The sequence below is a fragment of the Amycolatopsis sp. NPDC059235 genome, from assembly GCF_042754125.1.
Lineage (GTDB): Bacteria > Actinomycetota > Actinomycetes > Mycobacteriales > Pseudonocardiaceae > Amycolatopsis > Amycolatopsis albidoflava.
Map to the genome: position 1 here is coordinate 25,636 of NZ_JBHZAG010000082.1, position 17,247 is coordinate 42,882.

Sequence of the window (17,247 nt, forward strand, 5' to 3'; positions counted from 1 at the left end):
ATGGCCGAATTGACCGCCACGCTGCCCGCCGTAACGAAATCGGCGCCGAAAGCGGTCGGCGCGGCCTGGGCGTTGCTCGTCCTCAACACGCTCGGCTCGACCGGCGCGCAGACGGTGATCCCGTTGCCGCGCACGGTGATCCAGCTGGTCACCATGGGCGCGCTGATGACCGCGTTCCTGCTCGCGCTGGTGCTGAACCTGCGGATCCGGATCCGGCCGAGCGCGTATCTGCTGCTCCTGACCTTCTTGCTGCTCACGAGCATCGTGGCCAGCGTGCACCTGGAATCCGGGTACGGCTCGCTGTTCCGGTGCTTCCGGTTCTCGGTGTTCGTCGCGACGCTCTGGCTGCTCAGCGGCTGGTGGGACGGGTCGTTCGCGTTCGTGCGGGCGCACATCCGGATGTTCGGCGCGGTGCTGGCCTCGGTCGTGCTCGGCCTGGCGATCGCGCCGGGCAAGGCGATGCCGGACATCTACGGCGGCCGGCTTTCCGGGGCGGTGTGGCCGCTGACGCCGCCGCAGGTCGGGCAGTACGCGGCGGTCATCGCCGGGCTCGCGGTGCTGATGTGGCTCGGCAAGAAGACGGACGCCAAGAGCGCGTTGATCGTCGTCGTGCCGTCGCTCGGGCTGCTGCTGCTCACGCACACCCGCACCGCGACGCTCGGGCTCGTCGCCGGGCTGATCGTCGCGCTGCTGTCGCTGGGGCTGGTCAGCGCGCGGGCGCGGAAGGTGTTCGCCGGGATCGTGCTCGTGGCCGGCTTCGCCGCGGTGGTGCTGGGCGGCCTGCTGCAGGCGTGGTTCCTGCGCGGGCAGAGCACCGACGATTTCTCCAGCCTGACCGGCCGCGCGAAGGTGTGGGACGCGCTGCTGTCCGCGCCGCGGACCGGATTCGAGTACATCTTCGGCGTCGGCCTCACCGACAAGTCCTACGACGGCCTGCCGATCGACAACAGCTGGCTCGCGATCTACCACGAGCAGGGCTTCGTCGGGATCGGGATCGTCGCCGCGATGCTGCTGGTGCTGGTCGCGATCGCGGTGCTGCGGCCGCCGTCGGTGGCGAGGGCGTCCGCGATTTTCCTGATCGCTTACGTGATTTCCGCGTCCTACACCGAGGCCGGGCTCGGCGACGCGTCGCCGTATCTGCTGCATCTGGCGGTGGCGGCGTCGTTGCTGGCCGCGGGCGAGGCTCCAGCGAGGGAGAGGCTGGCGTGAAGGTTCTGGTGGTGCACAACCGCTATCGGTCCGAGCAGCCGAGCGGCGAGAACAACGTGGTCGACGCCGAGGTCGCACTGCTGTCCTCGGCCGGGATCGATGTCCAGCGGTTCGAGCGGCACAGTGACGACATCGCCTCGATGCCGTTGGCACGCAAGGCGTTGGTGCCGCTGCAAGTGCCGTGGAACCGAGCGTCGCGGACAGAGCTGCGGGCACGCCTGGAGGTCGAGCGGCCGGACGTCGTGCACGTCCACAACACCTTCCCGCTGCTGTCCCCGTCGGTGCTGGCCGCGTGCGCCGACGCGCGCGTGCCGGTGGTCGCGACGCTGCACAACTACGGCCTCGTCTGCCCGCCCGGCACGCTCTACCGCGACGGCCGGATCTGCACCGATTGCGTCGGCGGCCTGCCCGTCCCCGCGGTCCGGCACGGCTGCTACCGCGATTCGGCCGCCGCGACTGTGCCGATAGCGGTGAATCTGCTGGTCAACCGTGACCGCTGGCGGACCGGCGTGACGCGGTTCTTCTGCATTTCCGACGCCCAGCGCCGCTTGCTCGTGGACGCGGGGATGCCAGCCGCGCGGATGACCGTGAAGCACAACTTCGTCCCGGACGAGGGACGGCGTCGCGTCGGCGAAGGCGAGCACCTCCTGTTCCTGGGACGGCTCACCGAGGAGAAAGGCATCCCGCTGCTCAAAGCGGCGTGGGAGCAGTACTCCGGGAAGCTGCCGTTGCTGATCGCCGGGACCGGGCCGCTGTCCGACGACGTCGCGGCTTGGGCTGCCGGTCGGGACAACGTGTCGTACGTCGGGCTCCAGGACCGGGCTTCGTGCCAGGAACTGATCGCCCGCGCGGCGGCGGTCGTGGTGCCGTCCACGTGGCTTGAGGCATTCGGTCTCGTGGTGGTGGAGGCGATGGCCGCCGGGGTGCCGACGGTCGCGCCCGCGCACGGTGCGTTCGAGGAGCTGGTCACCGACGGCGTCACCGGCTTGCTGCACACTCCCGGCGACGCGGCGGCGCTGGCCTCAGCTTTGTGCGAGGTGGCCGACGCCGAGCTGAACCAGAAGATGGGCGAGGCCGCGCGGCAGCGGTACGACGCGGACTTCACTCCGGAAGTCGGGCTGAAACGGCTGCTCGACGGCTACGAGGAAGCGATTTCAGCGGTATGAAGGACGGTGTGCGCGACCGACTGAAGACCTCGCCCCTGGCGCTTCCGATCGTTCTGCGCACGCCGTCGCTGGTCCTGGCCGTGCTCGGGCTCGTGGCGCTGATCGCGCTGGGCGTCCGCTTCGCCGGACACTCGGTGCCGAGCGCGTTCGACGCCCCGCTCCTGCCCGGCCCGGACCTCATTCCCGACCCATGGTGGTACTTCGCGACCGCGATCGACTTCTGCGGCGAACCCTTGGGCGCGGTGCTGATCCTGCTCCTGGTCATCGGCGGCTGCCTGCTGACCCACCGCCCGCGAACGGCGGTACTGGCCGTGGTCGGCTGCAGCCTCACGGTCGGGGTGACCTCGGTGCTGAAACCGCTGACCGGCCGGACTATTCACGGCAGTTACCTGTCGTTCCCCAGCGGCCACACCGCCTTCGCGACCGCCTTGGCACTGACCGGCGCTTACGTCCTGGCCGGCCGGTTAAGCCGGTTCGCTGCGGTGGCGTGGCTGCTGGGTCTCGCGTTGGTGGCTGGCTTCCTGATGGCCTGGGCCGAGGTCGGGCTAGGCGCGCACTACCCGACCGACACGATCGGCGGCTTCGCGGCCGCGCTGGCGATCGTGCCGGTCACGGGGTACTGGATCGACCGGATCGCCGACCGCTAAGCCTTCCGGCGAAACACCGGCTTCACCGGCCGCCCGCCCAGCCACGGCGACGGATCTCCAGCCTCAAGCGCCTTCCGGTACACCACGCACGCCGAAGCGACCGCCTCCACAGTCCGGTCGATGTCCTCTTCCGTCATCGCCGCACTGACCACAAAGGACGGCCCAAGAATCCCGTTCTCCAGCAGGCACCGCAGGAACAGCGTCCGGTACTCCTGCGACGGCTGACCATCCCCGTCGAGGGTCGCGAACACCAAATTGCTGTACCGCCCCCGCACCAGCACTTGCTCGCCGACCCCGTGCGCGGCCGCCACCTCGGTCACACCAGCAGCCAGCCGGGCACCGAGCGCATGCAGCCGAGCAGTCACGTCCTCCGCCGCGTAGGCGTCCATCACCGCCATTGCCGCGGCCAGCGACGGGGTCTCCGCGCCGTGGGTCGTCGACAGCAGGAACACCCGGTCCCGCGAATCGCGCAGGCCGCCCAGTTCCATCAGATCCCGTCGACCGGCCAGCGCGGAGACCGCGAAGCCGTTGCCGAGCGCTTTGCCGAACGTCGAGAGATCCGGCGTCACGCCGTACAAGCCCTGCGCGCCGTGCTCGGAGTACCGGAATCCGGTGATCATCTCGTCGAAGATCACCAGCGCGCCGTGCTGATGCGCGAGGTCGAGCAGTCCGGCGAGATAGCCGTCCGGCGGAGCCACGCCCTTGGTCGGCTCCAGGATCAGGCACGCCACCTGCCCGCCGAACTGGCGCAGCATTTGCTCGGTCGCCGGGAGGTCGCCGTACGGGAAGGGCACGGTCATCGCCATGGTCGCGGCGGGAATCCCGGCCGACATCGGGGTCGTGCCGATGAACCAGTCGTCGGTGGAGAAGAACGCGTGGTCGGCGCATTGGGCGACCAGCGGCCGTCCCGTAGCGGCGCGGGCGAGCCGGACGGCGGCGGTCGTCGCGTCGGAGCCGTTCTTCGCGAACTTCACCATGTCCGCGGTCGGCACCGTCGCCAGGAACTGCTCCGCCGCTTCAAGCTCCACAATGGACGGTCGGACGAAGTTGTTGCCCCGTTCCAGCACGTCGCGCACGGCGGCGGTCACGCGTGGATGCGCGTGACCGAGGCTGACCGCGCGCAGGCCGGAGCCGTACTCGAGGTAGCGGTTGCCGTCGACGTCCCAGACGTACGCGCCGCGGCCGTGCGAAATGACTGGTGCGAGATGTTCGGGGTATTGGTCCTCGCCTTTGGCGTAGGTGTGCGCACCGCCGGGGATAGCGCGATGCAGGCGTTCGTTCGCGATTCGGGAGAGTGGCAGGTCCATGACGGGTCACCTCAAGGCATCGGCCAGTGAAGGGGCCGACGCGTCGCGTTCGGACAGCAAAGCCGCGGGCAGCGGCCACGGGATGGCGAGCTCCGGGTCGTCGTGCGCGATGGCGACGTCCTCGGACGGGTCGTGCGCGCGGTCGATCCGGTACGACACGTCGGCGACGTCGCTGAGCGCCTGGAAACCGTGTGCGCATCCGGCCGGGATGTAGATGCTCTCCTGGGTGTCGCCGGAGAGGTGAAACGTTTCCCTGGAAAGAAAAGTCGGCGAGTCCCGGCGCAGGTCGACCACGACGTCGAACACCTCGCCGAACGAGCAGCGCACCAGTTTCGCCTCGCCGGCCCCGGACCGCAGGTGCATCCCGCGCACCACGCCGCGGACCGAGCGGGACACGCTGTCCTGCGCGAATCCGTCCGGATCGATGCCGGCCGACCGGGCGACCTCGGCGTCGAAGGTCCGCGAGAAGAAGCCGCGATCGTCTCGGTGCGGCGTCGGCCGGAACAGCCACACGCCGGAAATCGACGGCACGGGAACGGCTTTCACGACACCTCCACGGGAATGAGCGACCTCGACAACAGGGTGAACTGGTCCTTCAACTGCTGGGTGCATTCCTCGTTGCGGGCGGCGAGTTCCGCCTTGAGCTCCGGCGCTCGCCGCTGCAATTCCTCGAACTGTTTGATCAGCCGCGGCACGTCGACCGCGCGGGCCTCCTGGCAAAACTCGCCGAGCCCCATTTCGGCCATCAGCACGTCGTTCTTCTTCGCGTATCCGATCGCGACCGTCGGCCTCCCAACCTTCAAGGCGCACAACACATTGTGGTACCGCGTGGCTACGACTGTGCCCACTTCGGCCATCGAGCGCATCAGCTCGTCGAGGGTGCCGGGAACGGCCGCGGAGAGCAGCGGCGAGTCGACCGTTTCGACGATCTCATCCACCACTTCGAGGTCCATCCGATCCCCGATGAAGAGCCGGACCGGACGCTCCTGGCGGACCAGATACCGCACGAATTCGGTCATCGCGTCCACGTACGCCCGGTAAATCTCGTCGCCGCGCGCACGATCGTCGTTGCTGCCGTAATACGCCATCACGCCGATGCCCACCGCCCGCGGATTCTCGATCGCGGCCGGAGTCGGCAAGGCGAAAGCAAGATCGGGATAAACGCGGTCATTCGTGACCCGCACGCCCATGTCCGCCATCGCCGAACGCGAGAGTTCATCGCGGAAGGACCGATAGGCCGCGAGCTGGGACGCATACCGCACCAGAAACCGCGTCGCTGGCACCCGGATCCGATCAGCTCCGACACTCACCAGCGCGACCTTCGTGCGACCCAGCCGTCCGCACAGCGAAAGCAGGAACAGCGCGTACGGGAATCCCCACGGCCGCAACGGAAGCGTCGCCTCCAGCACGCCCATCCCGGGAACGATCACCACGTTCTGCCGCCGCACCCACCAGGCCGTGCGGAAGACGTCGACGACCTTCCCGAGGGCCTTGGTCGCGATCGACCGCAGCCCGGACGCGTGCCGGTACTCGCCGCTGTACCAGTTCAGCCGCACCGCGGGGATCCCGTACCGCGCGCGAATGGTGTCCGCCCCACCACAGAACGCGGACACCTTCGCGTACGGATGTTCAGCCCGCAGGAAGCCGAGTACCGCCTCCAGCGAGCCGTCGTTGCCGAGGTTGCCTGAACCGAGAAGTCCGAAGACCCCGACCCGAACGGTCACGGCACCCGCCGTTCGCGCCCGGCGACCACGCGGTCGACAGTGAGGTTGAGCTCGGCCGCGTGCACCGGAGCCCGGTCCTCGACGCGTTCCCCGCCTCCGCCGGGCCGGGCCCGGCTGGCGAACCATTCCACCAGCGCGAGGTAGCAGGCGCGGCGTTCGCCGGACGACAGCGGCGCGGAGCGGATCCCGTGCACGAAACCCCAGACGTACTCGGCGAGCAGCCGAGCGGTCGGGTTCAAGATCGCGTTGCCGCGCTTCGGATCGAGGTTCGCGCACCGGGAGCGCTTGCTCGGGTTCGCGCGCTCGGCCCGGTCCGGGTGGTCGCGCCGGAAATACAGCAGCTCAGGCACTTGATAGAACGGCCCGTGCAGCGCCAGCTCCGCCACGTAGGTGCGATCCGCGTGGTGGTAGCTGTCCATTGGGGTGACGCGACGCAGCACCGCCGTGCGCATTACGCCGTAGAAATCGTCGCCGCCCGGCTCGAACAGCAGGCTCTTGAACCGCACCGACGGTCGCGGCGCATCCGTCTTGTGCCGGTAATCCAGCGGCACCGTCACCGCGCCGTTCTCGTCGATGATCGCCTGGTGCGAGTGCGCGAGGATCATCTCCGGCCGCGCGTCGAGCGCTTCGACGCACTTCGCCAGCAGGTCCCGGCCGTAGAGATCGTCGTGCGACGCCCACTTGAACAGCTCGCCGCGCGCCTGGTCGAGCAGGATGTTGTGGTTCGGGGTCGCGCCGATGTTGCGCTGCTGGCGCAGGTACCGGATCCGCGAGTCCTCCTGCGCGTACTTCCGGGCGATCTCTTCCGTGCCGTCCTGCGACGCGTTGTCGGAGATGATCAGTTCGAAGTCCTCGTAGGTCTGCCCGAGCAGCGCGTCGAGTGCTTCGCTGAGGAATTCCTCTCCGTTGTAGACGGGCAGACCGATGGTCAGCCGGGGCGCCGTGCTCATGCCGGTTTCATCTCCTCGGAAGCCGAATGGAGTTCTGCTTGGCTGAATGAACCTGACGCGGCGGGAAACTCCGGCACCGCCGCGAAGTGGTCGCGCAGCGCGCTGCGCAGCTGCCACCACCACACGGCCGAACCGGTGAGCGTGGCGGCCGCGACGCCCCACTCCGAGCCGGCCGCACCGCCGAGCCCGGCCCCGATCAGGCCGAACACGACGTAGCAGGCGGACGCGATCAGCTGGGACCGCAAGCTCCGCCGCGCCATCCCGAGCGCGCGGAGCCCGGCCGTCGCGCCGGTGGTGAAGCTCGCGCCGACGACCGCCATCGTGACCGCCGGGACCAGCAGCGACGAGCTGTCCCACAGCGAGCCGAGCACGAAGCGTCCGGCGTCTTCGGGAACGAAGAACCACAGTCCGAGTCCCCAGATCAAGGCAGCGGCCGCCTGTGCGGCGCCGAGCACCACGCAGAAGTGCCACAACCGATGCGGCGACTGCCGGAGCACCCGCGCCCCCTCGGCGACAGTGACGAGGGAAAGTCCCATGAGCAGCGCGAGAAACGGCCCGAGCAGCTGTTCCGCGCCGCGCACCGTGCCGACCGCGGCCAGCCCGGAAATCGCGCCCAGCCCGTACGCCCGCAGCTGCGACGAACCGCTGTTGCTGACGTTCTCCACGAGGTACCGCACGCCAAGGTCGCGGTGATCCCGCAGCCACGCGCGCACGCCGCCGAGCCGCGGCAGCACGCTCGTCTGGACCCAGCCGAACGCGGCGGCGACCCCGGCTGAACAGCCCCAGGCCAGCAGGAACGCGACCACTGTGTCGTAGCGCGCGGCCAAAACCAGCGCCGGGAACAACGCGACGGCTTGGATCCCGTCGTTGAGGAACGCCTTGTGCCCAGTGCCCTGTGCGAAGAACCCGAACCGCCAGGCGTCCTGCACCAGCAGGAACGGCAGCACCACCCCGAGCGCGACGAACGCGGCCCCGAGCGAACCGCCGACCACGAGTCCGAAAAGGACACTCACCAACCCGGAAGCGACACCCACTACGAGAGCGGTCCCGACCGCCTGGCCCACCGCGGTCCGCCAGCTCGCCCTGGCGACGCCGGAGAAGCGCACCATCAGCGGGTCGGTGGCGAGGCCGCGCGAGATGTTGAGAATGACGCCGTACGTCACCCACGCGATGCTGAACAGGCCGAACGCCGTCGCGCCGAGCGAGCGCGCGACGTAGAGCCCGACCACGAAGTTGGTCAGGCTCGAAACGGCCTGGTCCCCAAGGCCCCAGCTGAGCCGTCCCGCCATCGCGCGGACGGCTCGCGAACGCAGGATCGACGGCACGGCCTCACTCCTTCAGCAGTCCGGCGGCCTGGAGGGCATCGGCCGCCGCGGCTACGGCACCGAACGGCAGGTCCGCCCGTTCGGCGATGTCGAGGAGGCTGTGGTCGCCGTCGGAGAGGCTGAGCACCCACAGCATGGCCAGCTGGGCTTGTTTCGCGTCGCTGCGCCCGCCGAGCGAGTCGTACAGTCCGCGCTTGCCGAGCTGCGGTTCGCCGTACGGGCTGAGGTTCACGTAGCGCCGGTTGCGGTCCAGCACGGAAAACGCTGTCCGCAGTGTGTCGAGGGTGTCGGCCATCGAGTCCGGGTCGACGAAAGACGGGTTGTCCGCCGAGGTGTGGTACTCCGGGTAGCCCGCGTACGGCGTGCGCGTGAGCGAACCGACGCCGAGGTTGAAGCCGGGGGAGCAGAACTGGCGCTCGTCGTAGCCGTACGGGGAGAAATCGCGGATCTCGTGCGGTTTGTCCTTGAGGATGTGCGCGAAGACGCGGTCGATATCGGCGTCCCCGCGCCGGCTGCGCTTGTAGGTCAGCGAGCCCCGATCGCCGGCGCAGGCCAGCACGACGCCGTGCTTGACCTGCTCGATGCGTTCGGAATTGCGCGCCAGCCAGGTGATCGCGCCGATCGTGCCGGGCATGAACAGGAAGCGGTAGGTGTAGTACGGCTTCTCCTCGGCCAGCGCCTGCGCGAGCGCGACGGCGACCGCGATGCCGGCGAGGTTGTCGTTGGCCAGCGAGGGATGGCAGAGGTGGCACGAGACGAGCACCTCGTCGGACACCTCGCCCGGCACGACGTGCTCGGCGTAGGTGAGGTGTCCGTCGGCGAGCGTCGAGTCGATTTTGACGTGGTAATCGCCTTCGGGCAGCGTGTCGAGCACGTCCTGGGCGAGGCAAAACCCCCAGGTGGGGGAGTAGTAACTGGTGCGGTACGGGATCAACGACGGCTGCTCCGGCAGCGTGTGCAGGTGCGTGCGCAGTTCGGTCAGGCTGACCACCCGGTCGACCGGGACGCTGTAGCCGACCACGTGCAGGTTCGACTTCCGGAAGTCGATCACCCGCCGCCCGGAGGAATCCGCGACGAAGGCGTCGCGGATGTTCCACTCCGCGGGCACGGTCCAGTCCAGCACCTCGGTGCCGCTGGGCACCTCGTACCGGTCGAGCGGGAGGTGCTCGCCGATGACGGCAAGGGTCTGCCGTACGCCGTCGCCGGTGATGCTCCGGCAGAACGGGTACAACCGTTCCACCAGAGCGTGCATCTCGGGCCCCGTGCGCATCAGGCGTGCCGCAGGGTGGCGTCGACCGCGCCGGCGGCCTGCCGGTCGCTCAACCAGTTCAGCCGGGTGAAGCGGCGCTGGAACTGTTCCTGGGTGAGGCTGTTGCGGCGGTAGGCGTCGAACAGTTGCAGCGCCCCGTCTTTCACGCCCCACTTGCAGTCGAAGGACGGGACCGCCTCGCGGAACCGGGAGAAATCGACGCGGTAGGAGCGCGGGTCGGCCCCGGCCTCGCCGGTGATCCGCAGCTTGGAACCGGGCACCACCGCGACGACCTCTTCGGCGATCTCGGCGACCGTCACGTTGTTGCGCTCGGTGCCGATGTTGAACGCCTGGTTGTGCACGGCTTCGCGCGGCGCTTCGAGGGCGGCGGTGAAGGCGTGGGCGATGTCGTCGGCGTGCACCAGCGGCCGCCACGGCGTCCCGTCGGAGAGCACGAGGACCTCGCCGGACAGGTAAGCGTGGCCGACCAGGTTGTTCAGCACGATGTCGGCGCGCAGCCGCGGCGAGAAGCCGAACGCGGTGGCGTTGCGCATGTACACCGGCGTGAAGCCTTCGTCGGCCAGTTTCGAAACCTCGTCCTCCACCCGGACCTTCGACTCCGCGTACGGCGTGACCGGCCGCAGCGGCGCGTCCTCGTCGACCAGGCCGCTGCCGCCGGAAGCGCCGTAGACAGAGCAGGTCGAGGCGTAGAGGAACCGGGAGACCCCGGCGTCTTTCGCGAGCTGCGCGAGCTTGACCGACGCGTGGTGGTTGATGTCGTAGGTCAGTTCGGGCGCGAGCGAGCCGAGCGGGTCGTTGGACAGCGCGGCGAGGTGGATCACCGCGTCGAAACCCTGCAGGTGCTGAGCTTTCACGTCCCGCAGGTCGACGGCCAGCCCGACCGGGTCCTGCGGGGCCGGGCCGAGCACACAAGCGGCGAACAAGCCCGAGTCGAGGCCGATGACCTCGTGTCCCGCCGCGGCGAGCACCGGCGCCATCACCGTGCCCAGATATCCCGTGTGCCCCGTGAGCAGCACGCGCATGCCTTCAGCCCCTTAGGTCGATGACGAGTTTGTTCGCCTCGAACGCCTCGGCATAGCGTTCTTGGCATTCGATTCCACGGATCCGCGCGAGGCCAAGGAAGGCTTCGCGGTCGTACCACGGCCGGTGCTGCTGGGAGCCGTAATGCTCGTGCAGCAGTTCGATCTTGCGCTGCATCACGTCGTCGGACAGCGGCGCGTAGGCGGGCAGCCGTCCGAGGTCCCCGTCCCATTTGACGATCTCGTAGCCCAGCGTCAGATGACCGCGGAACACCGTGGGCACGAGCTGGGCGAGCCCGCGGTGGTCCTGGTGCGCGTCGATGGTGCGCGGCGCGAACACGACGTCCGGATCGGTGCGGCGGCGGAGGTCTTCGAGCGCGTTCTTGGCTTCCTCCCAATGCGAGGGGAGGCGGCCGTCGGGCAGCTTGAGCACCGTGACGTTCAGCTCGGCGCCCGGGCAGAACGCGGCCAGCGCGGCGCGTTCCTCGGTCTCGCGGTCGGTGCCGCCGCCGGACAGCACCAGCGCGTCGACCTGAAGCCCGGGACGCTGTCCGCAGATCTCGAGGAGCGTGCCGCCTGCCCCGATGGCGATGTCGTCGCAATGCGCGCCGAGCACGACGATGCTCTTCAGCTCGGCGCCGAGGCGGATCACGAGTGCACCTTTTCGTGTTCCCACAACGCCCACGGCCGGTCGCCGTGCGTGTAAGCGGCGTCGAGTGCGTAGCGTTCCTTGACCGTGTCGGTCGGCTTCCAGAACCCGCGATAGGGGTAGGCGAGCAGCCGGCCGCGCTTGGCGAGCTCGCCGCAGCCGTCGGCGACCAGGTCGCCGTTCTCCGGGATGTGGTCGAAGATCTCCTGCCGCAGCACGAAATAGCCGCCGTTCTCCCACAGCGGGAGTTCGCTGACCGGCGTGATCGCGCCGATCAGGCCGCCCTCGTCCATCTCGACGCAGTGGAACGACGACTGCGGCGGCACGACGAGCATCGACGCGCCCGCGTCGGTGTTCGCGAATCGCTCGACGATGGCGTCCAGCGGCGCGTCGGTGAGGACGTCGGCGTAGTTGGCGAGGAACATCTCGTCGCCGTCGAGATGGTCGCGCACCCGGCGGAGCCGCTCGCCGATCGGCGATTCGATGCCGGTCTGCACGAAGGAGATCGTCCAGTCGGCGATGTCGGTGGACAGCAGTTCCGGCTTCCCGCCGCGCAGCACGAAATCGTTGGACGTCGTTTCCTCGTAGTGCAGGAAGAAGTCCTTGATGTGGTGCGCGCCGTAGCCGAGGCACAGCACGAACTCGGTGTGCCCGAAATGCGCGTAGTAGCGCATCACGTGCCAGATCAGCGGCCGGGGACCGACCATCGCCATCGGCTTGGGCACGTCGGACGCCTCGCTGCTGCGCATCCGCATTCCGTAACCGCCGCAGAACAGAACGACCTTCACTTCACTGCCACCTCGACGATTTCCAGGCGCGGAATCGGGAAGACGAGCTTGCCGCCCCACGCGCCGACGTAGGAAAGCTGCTCGGTCAGCTCGTCCCGCAGGTTCCAGGGCAGGACGAGCACGTAGTCCGGCCGGTCGGCCGCGATCCGGTCCGGCTCCACGACCGGGATCCGGGTGCCCGGCGTGAACCGGCCGTGCTTGTACGGATTGCGGTCCACCGTGTAGGCCAGCAGGTCCGGCCGGATGCCGCAGTGGTTGAGCAGGGTGTTGCCCTTGCCGGGCGCGCCGTACCCGACGACCGTTTTCCCGGCTTTCCGGGCGGCGAGAAGAAATTCGAGCAATTCGAGCCGGACGCGGGTGACCCGGTCGGCGAATTCGGTGTAGCCGGACAGTTCGTGCAGCCCGGCCGCCTTCTCCCGGGCCAGCACGTCGGTCATCCGGGCGCTCGGCTCCCCGGCCGCTTCAGCCGGGCGTGCCCAGAGCCGGATCGACCCGCCGTGCGTCGGCAGGAGTTCGACGTCGACCAGGGTCAGGCCGCCGGTCGCCAGCGCCTGCCGCGCGGATTCGACGGTGTAGTACTGGAAGTGCTCGTGGTAGATCGTGTCGTACTGGTTCTTTTCGATCAGCGTGAGCAGATGCTGCACCTCGATCGACACCCAGCCGTCGTTCGCGACGAGCGCGCGCAGCCCGTGGGTGAACCCGCGGATGTCCGGAATGTGGGCGTAGACGTTGTTCGCCACGACCAGGTCGGCCGGACCGTGCTCGGCCCGCACCTCCCGGCCGGTCTCTTCGGAGAGGAACGCGGTGTGCGTCGGCACCCCCGCCTCGCGCGCGGCTTGCCCGACGTTGACCGAGGGTTCCACGCCGAGACAACGGATTCCGCGTTCCACGACGTGCTTCAGGAGGTATCCGTCGTTGCTGGCGACCTCGACGACGAAAGACCGGTCGGTCAGCCCGAGCCGTTCGACGGCGGCGTCGGTGAACCGTTTCGCGTGCTCGACCCACGAGGTGGAAAAAGACGAGAAATACGCGTAATCGGTGAAAGTGTCGGCCGGGTCGAGCAGCGGCGGGAGCTGCGCGAGCCAGCATTCCGTGCACACTTCGAGATGCAGCGGGAAAGTCGGTTCGGGCTCGGCCAGCTGGGCGGCGGTCAGGAACCGCTCGCACGGCGGGGTCGCGCCGAGGTCGACCACGCTGGCGGTTCTTTCCGAACCACAGAGTCGACATGTGGTCATGTACCAGGCTCCTCCGGTAGCGACGCGATCTGCGTAGGGCAGGTCGATCCGCGCCCGGCCGTCGTTACAGCGCGCCGGGAAGCTCACCGGAGTCGATTCGGAACCGAGACAATGACCGCAGCGGAATGCGGCATGTGCTGTGACGAACGGGTGACCGGCTGGCACCGGATGGCGCAGCCGTCACCCGTTCGTCAGCGGATCACAGCTTTTCCGCCGCCGGGATCACTTCGGTGGCGAACCGCTCGAGCACCGCCGGGTCCGGAACGCCGTGCGCCCAGCCGGTCGCGACGCTGAAACCGAGTTCCGACAGCCGGCCCAGTTCATCCAGCAGTTGCCCGGTTTTCTCGCCGTTTTCACCGGTATCGAGCCGCAGCGAAGCGGTTTTCGTGATCTCGGAGTAGTCGCGGCCGACGTCCTCGCAGTGCTGCCGCAGGACTTCCAGTTTGCGCGGAAGGTCCGCGTTGGGCAGCAAATTGCAGATGTCGCCGTACTGCGCGACGAACCGCAGCGTCTTCTTCTCGCCGCTGCCCCCGATCATGATCGGCGGGTGCGGACGCTGGATCGGCGGCGGGCTGTTGAGCAACCGTTCGGCGCTGACGTGCGTGCCAGTAAAGGGTTCGTCGCCCTCGGCCCACATCTGGTGGACGTACCGGAGCGCGTCCTCGAGTTGCTCGAACCGTTCCTTCATCGGCGGGAACCGGAACCCGAGCGCGCGGGACTCCTCCTCGTTCCAGCCGGCCCCGATGCCGAGGATCGCCCGCCCGCCGGACAGCACGTCGAGCGTCGTGGCCGCTTTCGCGAGCAGCCCGGGGTGCCGGTAAATGACGCCGGTGACGAGAGTGAGCAGTTTGACCCGTTCGGTGTGCGCGGCCAGGAAGCCGAGCGTCGTCCAGGCTTCCAGCATCTCGTGCTCGGGCGGGCCGTAGCCGGAAATCTGGAAGAAATGGTCCATCACCGACAGATATTCGAACCCGGCCTCGTCCGCGGTCCGGGCCACCCGCGCCAGGTCCGAGCCGAGCGCCGCCGGGCCGTTCGGCCAGGTCTGCTGAGCGAGATGCAACCCGAGTTTCATGCCAACTCCTTAAGCGCCGGAATGATGTCTTGCGCGAAAATCTCCATGCGTCGCCGGTCCGCGCCGCCGGGCAGCGGGCCGATCATTGCCTGGACGCCGAGCCGGTGCAACCTTCGCGCCTCGGCGAGAAATTCGCCGGTTTTCTCCCCGGACGCGCCGATGTCCAGGTAGTGGTAAACCGTCTTGGTGATCTCGGCGTAGTCGCGGCCCTCGGCTTCGCAGTGCCGCTTGAGCACGTCGAGCTTGCTGTGTTTGATTGCCCCGGCTTCGCCGTGGCGCCGAGATCGCCGGGAAGCTGGTTTCTTCCCTCCCGATTTCGCCGGCCCGGGGGCCGTCGAAATCGCTCAGTCCAGAAACCAGCGCGATCTCGGGTTGTGGTCCCGAACTGGAGGGAAACGGAAAGCCGAGTCCGCGGGCTTCTTTTGTTCCACCCGGCCCCGATGCCGAGCATGGCGCGTCCGCCGGACAGCACGTCGAGCGTGGTGACCGCCTTCGCGAGCAGGCCGGGATGCCGGTAAATCGCGCCAGTGACGTAGGTGAACAGTTCCGCGCGCCGGGTGTGCGTGGCGAAATAGCCGAGCGTGGTGTACGCCTCAAGCATCGGGCGATCGCTCGGGCCGACGCTGGGAATCTGGAAGAAGTGGTCCATCACCGCGAGATACGCGAACCCGGCGTCGTCCGCCGCCCGCGCCGCGTCGGCCAGCTTCCCGCCCAGTGCGGCAGTCCCTCCCGGCAGGGTGAAGTCGGGGACCTGGAGACCAAGTTCCATATCCGACACCGTATACCTGGAGTAACTTCATGTGTGCGGTCAGAAATCGCGCACGACGGTAATCGTGCCGTGCAGCGGATCGGTCACGTACACCGTGCGCGTGCGCTGATCCACCGCCACGTCGCCCGGATTCACGCCGAGACCAAGCTCACCGGTAAGGGTTTCCGTTCGTCCGTCCACACGGGACAGTCCATTTTGCCCGCCGTTGGTGTACACGACGTCGCTGGCCTGATGCACCGCGAGCGACGACGCCTCGCTGCGCAGCAGCACGGTCTTGACCTGCGCCCGCGCCGATCCGTCCACAATGGACATGTGATGGATCGCCGAATTCGCCACGAACACCGTGCCGCTCAGCTCGTGCACGCCGATCCCGGTCGGAGAGGCGCCCACCGGCACGCTCGCGGTGAACGCCCCCTGGTCGAGGTCGCAGATCTCGACCGAGTTCGTGGTCGGGCTGGTGCAATACGCGCGCCGCCGGCCGCGGTCGAGCGCGATCCCGGCGAGGCCCGGCTTCGGCGCGGGCAGCAGGTCCTGCTGAGTGAGACTGATGCTGTCGAGCACCGCGAACGTGCCGGTCTTGCCGCTCACCGCGTACACGAGGTTGGCCTGCGGATCGATCGCGACCGCCGACGCGCCCGCCCCCGCGCCGACGACGCTCAGCAACCGGTGCGTCTGGCTGTCGAAGGCGAGCACCGTGCCGCCCGGCGGATTGGCGACGTAGATCCGGTCGGTGTCCACCACGACGTCGCTCGGCTCCCCGCCGACCGCGAGCGCGGACACGACCCGCCCCGCGTCCGGATCGACCACGAGAACCGCGCCGGATGCCTGGTCGGCCGCGTACACGAGCCCGGTGACCGGACTCACCGCGATCGCCGAAATCGTCCCGCCGACCTGCACGGTGCTGACCCGCCCGGTCGCCGCGGCGGTACCGCCGAGCAGCACCGCCGCACTCGCGCTGACCAGGGTAAACAGCCCTCGCCGGGAGAACTGGGAACCGTGCATCGCTCACCTGCCCCGGTCGGTTGGGTTGCCCGCTGACCCTAACTCGGACCAGGATCAGGCGAAGGAACTTCGCGTCCCCCGATCGCGTTGTTTCCAGTGAGTAACCCACCTTGCGGCACCTGCCAGAGCGGACGGAGGCGAGCGCGCGTGCACAAGCATCACAACGGGCTGAAGACGGCGATGCTGCTCGGTCTGCTCTCCGCGATCATCGTCGGGATCAGCGGATTGTTCGGCCGAGGGGCACTGGTGATCGGCCTGATCGTGGCGTTGGGGATGAACGCCTACGCGTACTTCAACTCCGAGAAGATGGCCCTGCGCGCGATGCACGCGCGGCCGGTGTCGGAGGTCGAGCAGCCTGCGATGTACCGGATCGTGCGGGAGCTGGCTACTTCCGCTCGGCAGCCGATGCCTTCGTTGTATGTGAGTCCTACTGCGGCGCCTAATGCGTTCGCTACTGGGCGTAATCCGCAGCATGCTGCGGTGTGTTGCACTACTGGGATTCTTGAGTTGCTCGATGAGCGCGAGTTGCGGGCGGTGCTCGGGCATGAGTTGTCGCATGTGTACAACCGGGACATTTTGATCTCTTGTGTGGCTGGGGCGTTGGCCAGTGTGGTCAGTGTGTTGGCGAATATCGCGTTCTTTTTTGGGGGGAATGATCGCGAGGGTAATCCGTTCATGTCGCTGTTGTTGGTGTTGATCGGGCCGATCGCGGCTGGGGTGGTGAAGATGGCGGTGAGCCGGTCTCGGGAGTATCAGGCGGATGCTTCTGGGGCCGAGTTGACTGGGGATCCGTTGGCTTTGGCTTCGGCGTTGCGGAAGTTGGAGCGGGGGACTCGGGCTGCTCCGCTCGCGCCTGAGCCGGCTGTGGTTTCGCAGTCGCATTTGATGATTGCTAATCCGTTCCGGCCTGGGGCCGGGTTGAGTCGGATGTTTTCTACTCATCCGCCTATTGAGGATCGGATTCGGCGTCTCGAGGAGATGGCTCGGCGGGGGCGGTGAGTGACGGCTCGTCGCCTGGCGGCGACATTGCGCACGGTGGTTGCGTGGGGCACCCCGAAGCTTGATTGTGCTGACGGTCTGGGGGTGCTTGTCAAGGCGGGAAAGATGCCTTGACA

17 protein-coding genes and 1 pseudogene are annotated in these 17,247 nt (G+C 68.3%); 4 read left to right on the forward strand and 14 right to left on the reverse strand.

Annotated features, from left to right (window positions below):
* The 3 genes from ACFXI3_RS37015 to ACFXI3_RS37025 are packed head-to-tail and all read left to right on the forward strand — an operon-like array spanning window position 1 to window position 3,022.
* Complete coding sequence (locus ACFXI3_RS37015; RefSeq protein ID WP_378405963.1) at window positions 1-1,209, forward strand: O-antigen ligase family protein; 1,209 nt, start codon at window positions 1-3, stop codon at window positions 1,207-1,209.
* Complete coding sequence (locus tag ACFXI3_RS37020; RefSeq protein WP_378405965.1) at window positions 1,206-2,375, forward strand: glycosyltransferase family 4 protein; 1,170 nt, start codon at window positions 1,206-1,208, stop codon at window positions 2,373-2,375. The genes ACFXI3_RS37015 and ACFXI3_RS37020 overlap by 4 nt, the downstream gene beginning before the upstream one ends.
* Window positions 2,376-2,383: 8 nt before the next feature.
* Window positions 2,384-3,022 carry a phosphatase PAP2 family protein gene (locus tag ACFXI3_RS37025; RefSeq protein WP_344269875.1) on the forward strand — a complete coding sequence of 213 codons (639 nt, stop codon included), beginning with the start codon at window positions 2,384-2,386 and terminating at the stop codon, window positions 3,020-3,022.
* Here ACFXI3_RS37025 and ACFXI3_RS37030 read toward each other — a convergent pair.
* From ACFXI3_RS37030 to ACFXI3_RS37095, 14 genes and pseudogenes are all read right to left on the reverse strand, one after another.
* Window positions 3,019-4,329 carry a glutamate-1-semialdehyde 2,1-aminomutase gene (locus ACFXI3_RS37030; protein ID WP_378405967.1) on the reverse strand — a complete coding sequence of 437 codons (1,311 nt, stop codon included), beginning with the start codon at window positions 4,327-4,329 and terminating at the stop codon, window positions 3,019-3,021. The genes ACFXI3_RS37025 and ACFXI3_RS37030 overlap by 4 nt on opposite strands.
* Window positions 4,330-4,335: 6 nt before the next feature.
* Window positions 4,336-4,875: a dTDP-4-dehydrorhamnose 3,5-epimerase family protein gene (locus ACFXI3_RS37035; RefSeq protein WP_344269881.1), complete on the reverse strand. Its 540-nt coding sequence runs from the start codon at window positions 4,873-4,875 to the stop codon at window positions 4,336-4,338.
* Window positions 4,872-6,053, reverse strand: coding sequence for a polysaccharide pyruvyl transferase family protein (locus tag ACFXI3_RS37040; protein ID WP_378405969.1), 1,182 nt, complete (start codon window positions 6,051-6,053; stop codon window positions 4,872-4,874). The genes ACFXI3_RS37035 and ACFXI3_RS37040 overlap by 4 nt, the downstream gene beginning before the upstream one ends.
* Entirely contained in the window at window positions 6,050-7,003 is a 954-nt protein-coding gene (locus ACFXI3_RS37045) for a glycosyltransferase family 2 protein (RefSeq protein ID WP_378405971.1), read from the reverse strand. Before ACFXI3_RS37045 ends, ACFXI3_RS37040 begins: the two co-directional genes overlap by 4 nt.
* Window positions 7,000-8,292, reverse strand: coding sequence for a hypothetical protein (locus ACFXI3_RS37050; RefSeq protein ID WP_344270717.1), 1,293 nt, complete (start codon window positions 8,290-8,292; stop codon window positions 7,000-7,002). Before ACFXI3_RS37050 ends, ACFXI3_RS37045 begins: the two co-directional genes overlap by 4 nt.
* A 40-nt stretch (window positions 8,293-8,332) precedes the next feature.
* Window positions 8,333-9,598 carry a DUF4910 domain-containing protein gene (locus ACFXI3_RS37055; RefSeq protein ID WP_344269888.1) on the reverse strand — a complete coding sequence of 422 codons (1,266 nt, stop codon included), beginning with the start codon at window positions 9,596-9,598 and terminating at the stop codon, window positions 8,333-8,335.
* A complete protein-coding gene (locus ACFXI3_RS37060) occupies window positions 9,598-10,620 on the reverse strand; it encodes an NAD(P)-dependent oxidoreductase (protein WP_344269891.1) in 1,023 nt (340 codons plus the stop codon). The genes ACFXI3_RS37055 and ACFXI3_RS37060 overlap by 1 nt, the downstream gene beginning before the upstream one ends.
* 4 nt (window positions 10,621-10,624) lie before the next feature.
* Window positions 10,625-11,269: a PIG-L deacetylase family protein gene (locus tag ACFXI3_RS37065; RefSeq protein ID WP_344269893.1), complete on the reverse strand. Its 645-nt coding sequence runs from the start codon at window positions 11,267-11,269 to the stop codon at window positions 10,625-10,627.
* Entirely contained in the window at window positions 11,266-12,054 is a 789-nt protein-coding gene (locus tag ACFXI3_RS37070; protein ID WP_344269895.1) for a glucose-1-phosphate cytidylyltransferase, read from the reverse strand. Before ACFXI3_RS37070 ends, ACFXI3_RS37065 begins: the two co-directional genes overlap by 4 nt.
* On the reverse strand, window positions 12,051-13,289 hold the full coding sequence (locus tag ACFXI3_RS37075; protein WP_378405974.1) for a methyltransferase domain-containing protein: 1,239 nt from the start codon (window positions 13,287-13,289) through the stop codon (window positions 12,051-12,053). Before ACFXI3_RS37075 ends, ACFXI3_RS37070 begins: the two co-directional genes overlap by 4 nt.
* A 199-nt stretch (window positions 13,290-13,488) precedes the next feature.
* Complete coding sequence (locus ACFXI3_RS37080; RefSeq protein WP_378405976.1) at window positions 13,489-14,361, reverse strand: LLM class F420-dependent oxidoreductase; 873 nt, start codon at window positions 14,359-14,361, stop codon at window positions 13,489-13,491.
* Window positions 14,358-14,597 (reverse strand): hypothetical protein, encoded by a 240-nt coding sequence (locus ACFXI3_RS37085; RefSeq protein ID WP_378405986.1) that lies wholly within the window; start codon window positions 14,595-14,597, stop codon window positions 14,358-14,360. The genes ACFXI3_RS37080 and ACFXI3_RS37085 overlap by 4 nt, the downstream gene beginning before the upstream one ends.
* Window positions 14,598-14,842: 245 nt before the next feature.
* A pseudogene (locus tag ACFXI3_RS37090) lies at window positions 14,843-15,130 on the reverse strand (LLM class flavin-dependent oxidoreductase); the annotation flags it as partial.
* Window positions 15,131-15,169: 39 nt separating this feature from the next.
* Window positions 15,170-16,132, reverse strand: a complete 963-nt coding sequence (locus tag ACFXI3_RS37095) for a YncE family protein (RefSeq protein ID WP_378405978.1) — start codon at window positions 16,130-16,132, stop codon at window positions 15,170-15,172.
* Between the two features lie 147 nt (window positions 16,133-16,279).
* On the opposite strand from ACFXI3_RS37095, the gene htpX reads away from it, so the two are divergent.
* Window positions 16,280-17,131, forward strand: coding sequence for a zinc metalloprotease HtpX (gene htpX / locus ACFXI3_RS37100; protein WP_344269906.1), 852 nt, complete (start codon window positions 16,280-16,282; stop codon window positions 17,129-17,131).
* Window positions 17,132-17,247: the final 116 nt, after the last annotated feature.